Source organism: Mesorhizobium sp. M1E.F.Ca.ET.063.01.1.1 (assembly GCF_003998155.1).
GTDB lineage: Bacteria > Pseudomonadota > Alphaproteobacteria > Rhizobiales > Rhizobiaceae > Mesorhizobium.
Genome location: NZ_RZSC01000880.1, coordinates 1 through 2,250, shown reverse-complemented (window position 1 = coordinate 2,250; position 2,250 = coordinate 1). Strand labels below are relative to the sequence as shown.

Sequence of the window (2,250 nt, the reverse complement as noted above, 5' to 3'; positions counted from 1 at the left end):
GTAGGCCATGAAGTGCTTGAACGAGGTGATGCCCCTGTCGACGACGGTCGCCATCTCGTCGAACACCTGCTTGCCCCACCAGGTGATCGCCATGTGGAAGGAATAGTCGCAAGCCGCCTTCGACGTCTTGTTGTCCCACATCTGCAGCGCTTCGAGCAGCGACTGCTGCGGCGCCGGCAGGCAGAAATCGACCACCATGGTCGTGCCGCCGGAGAGCGCCGCGCGCGTGCCGGACTCGAAATCGTCGGCCGAATAGGTGCCCATGAAAGGCATTTCGAGATGGGTGTGCGGATCGATGCCGCCCGGCATGACATAACAGCCGGTGGCGTCGAACTCATGGTCGCCGTGCAGGTCCGACCCGATGGCGATGATCTTGCCGTGGCTGAACACCACGTCGGCCTTCCACGTGCGGTCGGCGGTGACGATGGTGCCGTTCTTGATGACTTTGGTCATTCTCTTGTTCCCTTCTTAAGCCGGCGCGACTTCTTCTGATCGCTGCCGCATCAACCTTTACATCGCCAGATAACAACCGACCGCGTCACCTCGGACGCCGATCGAGACGTGGCGATCTTCCATTCGGTCTACCAAAAGAAACTCCTGCTTATGAGGCTCATAAGCCAAAAGGTAACCGTCTCGATCATCTGTCACTACGATGCATCTTTCGACAACCGGCGTGCGACTTTCCAGATCGGCGATGGTGTCACGGCGATCCACGTCGATCCAGTAGGGCTTAACCAATGCCGAGCGAAATCGGGCAAGGTCACCTATGATGACGTCTTCAGCTACAGGCACCCCCACCAAATCAGTCCGATCTTTCATGAGCGCTGGATAGTCGTATTCGTCGATCTCCCTATGAATGAACGCGATCAGCGCATCAAAATCCAGATCGTCCTTTCCTTCCATAAGTCACTCCACAATCCCCGCCGTCTCGACCACCGCGTGGAACAAGACGTCAGCGCCCGCCGCCGCCCATTCCTTGGAGATGTCCTCGGCCTCGTTGTGGCTGAGCCCGCCGACGCAGGGGCACATGACCATGGTCGCTGGCGCGACCTTGGCCGCCCAGCAGGCGTCGTGGCCGGCGCCGGAGATAATGTTCATGTGGCTGTAGCCCAGCTTTTCGGCAGCGGTGCGCACGCGGCCGACCAGCGTCGGGTCGAAGGTCACCGGATCGAAATGACCGACCGCCTCGACGGAGCATTTGACGCCGAGAGGTTCGCAGATCTTCGGCGCTTCCTTCTCGATGCGGGCGCGCATGCCGTCGAGCTTCGCCTGGTCCGGCGAGCGGATGTCGACGGTGAAGATCACCGTACCGGGCAAAACGTTGCGGGAATTGGGCGAGAACTTCATCTGGCCGACACCGCCGACGGCGCCGGGCTGGCTCTCCATTGCGACCGTCTGCACCATCTCCAGGATGCGCGCCATGGCAAGGCCGGCATTTACGCGCATGTTCATCGGCGTCGAGCCGGTATGCGCCTCCCTGCCGGTCAGCGTGAACTCCAGCCACCACAGGCCCTGGCAGTGGGTCACCACGCCGATCTGCTTGTTCTCGGCCTCGAGGATCGGCCCTTGCTCAATGTGATACTCGAAATAGGCATGCATCTTGCGAGCGCCGACCTTTTCGTCGCCCACCCAGCCGATGCGCTTCAGCTCGTCGCCGAAGGTCAGACCGTCGAGATCCTTGCGGCCATAGGCGTATTCCTGGGTGTGCACGCCGGCGAACACGCCGGAGGCGAGCATGGCCGGCGCGAAGCGCGCGCCTTCTTCGTTGGTCCAGTTGGTGACCACGATCGGATGTTTCGTCTTGATGCCGAGATCGTTGAGCGAGCGCACGACCTCGAGCCCGGAAAGCACGCCGAGCACGCCGTCATATTTGCCGCCGGTCGGCTGGGTGTCGAGGTGGGAGCCGACATAGACCGGCAGCGCATCCGGATCGGTGCCGGCCCGCGTCATGAACATGGTGCCCATCTGGTCCACGCCCATGGTGAGCCCGGCCTCATCGCACCAGGACTTGAACAGCTCCCGGCCTTCTCTGTCGGAATCGGTGAGCGTCTGGCGATTGTTGCCGCCGGCAACGCCGGGGCCGATCTTCGCCATCTCAATGATGGAATCCCACAAACGGTCTGAATTGATTCGCAGATTCTCGCCTGGGGCGGCCATTCAACACCTCTTCAATTGCGCGGCGTTCCCCTCCCCCTTGAGGGGAGGGGTATCCGCGCCCAGTTTGTCAATCGATAGACCTCAGAACATCCC

General features: G+C 61.4%; 3 protein-coding genes. All 3 read right to left on the bottom strand.

Annotated features, from left to right (window positions below):
* A partial coding sequence (locus tag EOA29_RS33740) for an amidohydrolase family protein (protein ID WP_145969962.1) occupies window positions 1–453 on the bottom strand: 453 nt, incomplete at its 3' end.
* Between the two features lie 57 nt (window positions 454–510).
* Entirely contained in the window at window positions 511–903 is a 393-nt protein-coding gene (locus tag EOA29_RS33735) for a hypothetical protein (protein WP_126093039.1), read from the bottom strand.
* 3 nt (window positions 904–906) lie between these two features.
* On the bottom strand, window positions 907–2,157 hold the full coding sequence (locus EOA29_RS33730) for a Zn-dependent hydrolase (protein ID WP_126093038.1): 1,251 nt from the start codon (window positions 2,155–2,157) through the stop codon (window positions 907–909).
* Between the last annotated feature and the right edge of the window lie 93 nt (window positions 2,158–2,250).

What these genes read in the sequence shown, in the direction of transcription:
- EOA29_RS33735 (WP_126093039.1), bottom strand. Translation starts at nt 903, where the DNA reads ATGGAAGGAAAGGACGATCTGGATTTTGATGCGCTGATCGCGTTCATT.
- EOA29_RS33730 (WP_126093038.1), bottom strand. Translation starts at nt 2,157, where the DNA reads ATGGCCGCCCCAGGCGAGAATCTGCGAATCAATTCAGACCGTTTGTGG.